Below are 6,408 nucleotides of genomic sequence, written 5' to 3' on the forward strand. Positions count from 1 at the left end.
GTTGAGTCATCGATCGATGGCTTGTTTTGCTATGCCCATTTTTTAACTGGGTGCCCAGAGTATTCATTTCAGACTTTTCTCCTCTTTTTACAATTTTCTATAATTCTAGAAAATTATAATTTATTAACAATAACTTAACAATGATGGAATTTTTACCAAATAATATCTTCAATATAGAAACGGTGCTCTTTGCTTCAATTGGAAAAGCCATACATCCTTATTCATGTATGGCAACGTAAGTTTCAGTATTTTTCTTTCCTTCGAGACTTTTTTAAACTACCTAATAGTGGAAGAGTAATGTTAAACGTCAACGATCTTTTTTTAGGTTTGCTTTCATTAATAATGAAATCTGCTGCTCATCTGTATTTGAGCTTTGTTCCAGTTGATTAATAATTAACTCTTGTCTCTGTAATGGATGGTTTTGGCTTAACTTTGCTTTCCCTTCTATTTTGTTAATGTTTATTTTGAATCCTTGTATTCCTTTATTCATACCTGTGAGAAACTCAGCATCTATATCTTGCAAACGGTATGAACTGTCAGATGCTTCGTACTTCAAAACCATATCTTGTAAGGAGCTCATTAACTCATCTTCGTCCTCTACTAGTTCGACTTCTCCGTAAACATGAACGGTCACATAATTCCATGTTGGAACTGCCTTTTTTGTCTCATACCAAGATGGGGAGATATAACAATGTGGTCCATGAAAAATAGCTAAGACTGTTTGATTTTTGATTTCTTTCCACTGTGGATTAGGGCGAGCAAAATGTCCATATAAGGATGAATGACCCTTGTTCAAAATTAACGGTAAATGAGTCGCAAAAGGCATTCCATTATGTTGCGAAATAAGCGTCGCAAAACTATGTTCCTTTATAATATCGAATGCAAATGTTTCATCTTTCATGTTAAAATGTGCGGGAATATACATACTTTTTCTCCTCTCAGCATCTTTCTTATTAGTAAATTTATCGCTTTTATAAGGCTACGAACCTCTTTTTCTTTTCTTTCCTGTTCATATAAAATGATATAGCAATCTCAATTGAACATGCAGTTAGTTTTTCAATGGTACAGATCTTTTTTTCGTTACCGGAGCATTTTTGCCTATTATAACGGAAAAGAGAACAATCACTGCTGTGACAAGAGTGAATAATGTGATGGATTCATCTAGAAATATGGTCGCAAAAAGAATCATTAAAAATGGTTGTAAGTATTGTATCTGACTAACTCTTGCGATACCGCCAATAGCCATTCCACTATACCAAGCAACATATGCTAGAAATTGACTAACCACTGCAAGATAAATAAAACTAATCCAGGCTTGTAATGGGGCATGGAGCATTTCTGTTGTAAGGTTTAGCCCAACTGGAATAATGAAAAATGGAGCACCGATTATAATTGCCCAAGCAATCACTTGCCAGCTGCCTAATTCTTTCGCTAACCTACCACCTTCAGCGTAACTAAGTCCAAGGATAAACATTGCTGCCAATAATGCTAAATCGGCAAATTGCAATTGACCGAATCCAAGGTGAAGTGCATACATGATAACAGCTAAACAGCCGATGATACTTGAAATCCAGAATTTGAGAGAAGGGATTTCACTGGCTCTTAACATAGCAAATCCGGCGGTTGCTAATGGTAACAAGGCCAATTCCACAGCACCATGAGAAACAGGCAAGGATTCCATTGCCCAAGTAGTAAGGAGCGGAAATCCTAAAACTGCCCCAACAGCAACAATAAGGAGACTTTTGAATTGTTGGGGAGATGGACGTTTTTCTTTTCGAATAATCAATACCAAAGCTACTAAAATAGCGGCAACAACTGTTCTTCCTAAACCGACGACCGTGGTTCCAAAATACTCGACGGCAATACTTGTAGAAGGAAGCGTTAAGCTAAAACAAATGACACCTACTAATCCCAATAATAATCCAAATTTCTCGCTGGTTTCTTTTTGCATCTTATCCTACCCCTGTCGTTTAATTTTGTATCATATCTGTACCATTTTCGCCTTTCTAAAGTACAGTTCTGATATATAATTAAAACAATATAGGGTACACGGAATATTATAAATCATTTTTTTACCCATCTGTACGGGTACAGTTAAGAGGGATTTATTGATGAGCTCAAAATATATCAAGGTAATGGAAGAAATTAAGCTACAGCTTGCAGATGGATCGCTTGATGCAGGTAGTAAGCTCCCTTCTGTTCGACAGTTATCTGAGTATTTTTCTTGCAGCAAAAATACGGTCATTAAAGCATACGAAGAACTTGAAAAAGAGCACTTAATTTATTCTGTTCCTAAAAGTGGCTTCTTCGTTGTATTTTAGGCATGGTTTCGGTTGGAACAAAGGCCGAACTGATAAATGGCAGGAAAATCAGCGGGTACGAGTAGGCTGTCGCCCCTTCCATAGACTTCGCTGTCAATCCGGGAATGACCGCCAGCCATGTCAGCGCCAGCGTAAACAGTCCGAGTATCCCAGTTACCGCGAGCCAATCAAGGATATCAGCGCTGGAACGGAAGCCCATCAAAAGCGCGACGAGGATAACCACCATGACAGTAAGCGCATTGGAAACAAGCGAGGTCAACACGTGAGCCCACAATACTGACGAGCGCTTGATAGGCATGGTAATGAAACGTGCCATCAGCCCGCTCTTTATATCCGTAAACAGCCGCAGTGAAGTGTAAGCGACGCCGGATGCGATAGACTCAGCAAGATTCCCGGCAATAAATAATTGACGTAGTTGTCCGTTCCTGTCTCTATGGCGCCGCCAAATACGTAGACAAACAGCAGCATCATCATAATTGGCGTAATCGCCACCGTGATAATCGTATCCGGGCTGCGCATGATGTTGTACATTAAACGCCCTAGTAATACCCCTGTTTTGCTTTTCATTTACATCTCCTCCTTTTTGCCGATGATCGCGAGGAAAATTTCCTCCAATGTCGGCTGCTTTTCGATGTACTCCACTTTCGCTGGCGGGAACATCTCTTTGAGTTCGGTAAGGGTACCAGTCGTAATGATTGTTCCGCCATGCAGGATGGCAATACGGTCTGCCAGTTGTTCGGCTTCCTCCAGGTACTGGGTCGTCAGCAAGATGGTCGTGCCGCCGCCGGCAAGCTCCTTGACGGTATCCCAGACTTCAATCCGCGCTTCGGGGTCAAGCCCTGTCGTCGGTTCGTCGAGAAAAATGACTGCTGGCGTCCCAATCAGGCTCATGGCGATGTCAAGCCGGCGCTTCATCCCGCCGGAATATTTGTCTGCTCGGCGGTTGGCCGCATCGGTCAGGCTGAATCTTGCAAGCAGATTGTCGGCGACTTGCGCGGGATTGGAAACTCCCCGCAACTTGGCGATCATCATCAGGTTTTCCCGCCCGGTGAGCATGCCATCTAAAGCTGCGAACTGCCCTGTCAGGCTGATGCTCTGGCGAACATGATCCGGTTGACGCTGGACGTCAAAGCCGCAAATACCTGCTTCACCGCCATCGGGCTTCATCAGCGTCGAGAGGATGTTGACCGTCGTCGTCTTGCCCGCTCCATTTGAGCCGAGCAGTGCGAAAATTTCGCCACGACGCACCTCAAAATCCACCCCCTTTAAGACTTCCTTGTCTTTAAAGGATTTTTTTAACCCTTTTACAGAAATCGCTGCATTATTCATACTTTTTTCCTCCTTATAAAAAGCGCAGCAAGGCCGTTTGCTAGATCCGGAAATCACGGAGCTTTGTCTGATAAGCGAGCAGGTTGCTCACGTTCAGACAAAGTGGAATAATTATCCGGTTGAGCGCCTTGCGGAGCTAGAATGTCTATACTCTGCTATTTAGTCTGACTGATAATCTGTATAACTTAGTACCAGGTTGAAAAATAACTGAATAACGAAGGATGCAATTCACATTTGTAACCAGCTATTCAGTCGGTATGATCTATTGAATTTATTTTTTTCCCAATCGCTTCATGATACTCTGATTCAGATCTTCACGATACTTGGCGACATAGGTTTTAGCGTTTGCCACTAGTTCGTCGGCAAAGGACGCCACGTCATCTCCAGTGATTTCCAGCACTTGTCTGCCTTCCGCCGCCCCGGCTTCGAACAACTCGATTAATTCATACTGCATGTGAAGCATATCCATCCCGTTGCCCGCTGAGAAATTCCACATGTAGTTTTGAATTTTCTTAAATACAAACTGGTAGTCCTCTGGAAGGGCTTCAACCCGTGCCATCATCATCTTATATTCTTTTTTATCACCAATCATTTTTTTGAACATTTCCATCATGTTATTTTTCCTCCTTTTTTATAAAGCTGAACAAGACACTCAAAAAATATCAGACGGAATATCTTATGAAGCTAGATTGACTTTAAGACATTGATTTTTGATGATACAAAATCCCATTTTTTCCAAAACAATTCAAGTTCCTGGCGGCCAGCCTCATTAAGTGAGTAAAACTTGCGGGGCGGCCCCATATCTGACGGTTTCTTTTCTACGTTCACCAGTTTTTTCTTTTCTAATCGCACGAGGATGGTGTAGACCGTCCCTTCCACGACTTCGGTAAACCCAAGCTCGTTCAGGCGGCGGGTAATCTCATAGCCATAGGTTTCATGGCGGCTGATGATTTCCAACACGCAGCCTTCCAGCGAACCCTTCAGCATTTCAGTTAAATTTTCCATATTCAGTGCCTCCTCTATATTGTCTGACTTATATTCAGTATAACTTAGTACTGAGGAAAATTTATACTGAATAGCTTTTGGGAATATCGCTATTCAGTATTACTTATTACATGTACATTGTAACACCGAGTAGTAGGGGTGTCAACTATCTTTCATAAAAATGTTTTTGCAATCTCACTAACGCATTCTTACGAGAAATGCGCCTGATAGCTGTAATAAAAGAGCACAATTCTTTTTGTCGAATCGCGCCCAACTGTTAATCCTATACATAATCGAAAAAAACAAGGAAAAACACAACAAAAAATACAGAGAGTAATAATGCGTAAAGCTTATGCACATGATGAAGTCTTATCATTGGAAACATAATGATGACAAACAGAAAAGACCACCCAAAATGCCAGCCATTATGATAGGTTAATAGTCCAAAGTATTCGCCTAACCACTCTAATAATAAAAAAGTTAAAATCCACTTAAGTGTGTATGTAATTTGATTCACCATTTTATTTGGATAGTTAGATAAATAAACAAAGGATATCAATGGATTAATAATCAAATTATGTAGAAAATGGACATTCATTACATTTAAATAATCATTTTCTTCAAGTTCCCACAAATGGAAATGGCTATGTGAAATAAACTCATATAAAAAAGTAGCTAAAGCTACGTATAACATTGTAGGATAGTATGTCTCCCATTTTCTCCAATCACCTTTTAATAAGGAAAAAATTATGACCATGATGACCAGAATTAAGTGCATCTAATCTTCTCCTTGGTATAATTGAATTTTAATACTTATGAAAATAAGATGTATCATGGCGATAATTTTTTATAAATGTATCCTTGATCGAACATCCATAATATTTAACATATTTCCTTATAGTTTGCTAGGAAGCCTTTGATTAGCTGAAGTAATTATGAATTCAAAAGCTCCACATCTGAAGCTTTGACTAACTCAACATTAAAACTTGAAGTTTCATTTATTTCGATAAAACCTGAATGATAGATGTGTATGATTATATAAATTTTACCGTTGTATTTGACCCTATCCCCTGGAGACAATTTTCATCAGAACCTTTCAAGACTAGGACAGTTTCTACCATAAAAGAAGTTGTCCACCATGTTAGAATTCGCCTAGTCGATTGACCATAAAGTTTGTATAGTGCTTTGTATAATATGATTTATATTTACGTAATCTATAAAAAATAGCCTTTCTATCTATATTTCGACATGTTGGAAGATCGTTTAATGTTCAAAAGGTAACCCCTCTGCATGAACAGTGTTTGACTCTGTATCATTTGCGATAAAGCCAAATTGAGCTAGTATGAACCCTATGATTAGAATGCCTTTTAATAAAATTTTCATTTAGTATCCACCCTTACCTGCATGATTTACTTAATCCTAAAATTTTTAAGATTTTGCTGCATTTTTGATAAGAGCTAATTTCCTTTAAGAAACTACTTCAAAACGTAATCATTGTTAGATATACTAAAAAATTATAAAATTTTTTATATTTTGGTGAGATTATGATTGAGTTGAATACGAAAGCACTTGGTATGGAAATTAAAAGACTAAGAAAAGTAAATAATCTATCTCAGTCTCAATTAGCAGAAGGAATTTGTACACAAGCGACGATAGTGGAATTGAAGCTGGAAAAGGCTACCCTAGTGTAGATATACTTTATCCTGAATTATTCACAGATTTTCTAATATAGGCTAATATCGCCTATCTAATCAGCTTTCTTGTTACTATTTAA

The 6,408-nt window shown here is 39.0% G+C and carries 7 protein-coding genes and 2 pseudogenes; 2 read left to right on the forward strand and 7 right to left on the reverse strand.

Features of this window, described 5'->3' with window-relative positions; all coding sequences use genetic code 11:
• Window positions 1-307: 307 nt before the first annotated feature.
• Complete coding sequence (locus Q1B07_RS25990; protein WP_299095507.1) at window positions 308-925, reverse strand: FMN-binding negative transcriptional regulator; 618 nt, start codon at window positions 923-925, stop codon at window positions 308-310.
• 123 nt (window positions 926-1,048) lie between these two features.
• Window positions 1,049-1,951, reverse strand: coding sequence for a DMT family transporter (locus Q1B07_RS25995; protein ID WP_299095510.1), 903 nt, complete (start codon window positions 1,949-1,951; stop codon window positions 1,049-1,051).
• Window positions 1,952-2,111: 160 nt separating this feature from the next.
• Between Q1B07_RS25995 and Q1B07_RS26000 the strand changes: the two are divergent.
• Window positions 2,112-2,315, forward strand: a pseudogene (locus Q1B07_RS26000) (winged helix-turn-helix domain-containing protein); the annotation flags it as partial.
• On the opposite strand, the pseudogene Q1B07_RS26005 reads toward Q1B07_RS26000, so the two are convergent.
• From Q1B07_RS26005 to Q1B07_RS26025, 5 genes and pseudogenes are all read right to left on the reverse strand, one after another.
• Window positions 2,314-2,888 (reverse strand): annotated as a pseudogene (locus Q1B07_RS26005) (ABC transporter permease); the annotation flags it as partial. The pseudogenes Q1B07_RS26000 and Q1B07_RS26005 overlap by 2 nt on opposite strands.
• On the reverse strand, window positions 2,889-3,650 hold the full coding sequence (locus tag Q1B07_RS26010; RefSeq protein WP_299095513.1) for an ATP-binding cassette domain-containing protein: 762 nt from the start codon (window positions 3,648-3,650) through the stop codon (window positions 2,889-2,891).
• A gap of 271 nt (window positions 3,651-3,921) precedes the next feature.
• Window positions 3,922-4,263 carry a DUF1048 domain-containing protein gene (locus Q1B07_RS26015; RefSeq protein ID WP_299095516.1) on the reverse strand — a complete coding sequence of 114 codons (342 nt, stop codon included), beginning with the start codon at window positions 4,261-4,263 and terminating at the stop codon, window positions 3,922-3,924.
• 71 nt (window positions 4,264-4,334) lie between these two features.
• A complete protein-coding gene (locus Q1B07_RS26020) occupies window positions 4,335-4,655 on the reverse strand; it encodes a PadR family transcriptional regulator (protein ID WP_299095519.1) in 321 nt (106 codons plus the stop codon).
• 262 nt (window positions 4,656-4,917) lie between these two features.
• Window positions 4,918-5,412 carry a CBO0543 family protein gene (locus Q1B07_RS26025; protein ID WP_299095521.1) on the reverse strand — a complete coding sequence of 165 codons (495 nt, stop codon included), beginning with the start codon at window positions 5,410-5,412 and terminating at the stop codon, window positions 4,918-4,920.
• Between the two features lie 766 nt (window positions 5,413-6,178).
• On the opposite strand from Q1B07_RS26025, the gene Q1B07_RS26030 reads away from it, so the two are divergent.
• On the forward strand, window positions 6,179-6,325 hold the full coding sequence (locus tag Q1B07_RS26030) for a hypothetical protein (RefSeq protein WP_299095523.1): 147 nt from the start codon (window positions 6,179-6,181) through the stop codon (window positions 6,323-6,325).
• The last annotated feature ends 83 nt before the right edge of the window (window positions 6,326-6,408 follow it).

This window comes from uncultured Metabacillus sp., from assembly GCF_947503125.1.
Lineage (GTDB): Bacteria > Bacillota > Bacilli > Bacillales > Bacillaceae > Metabacillus.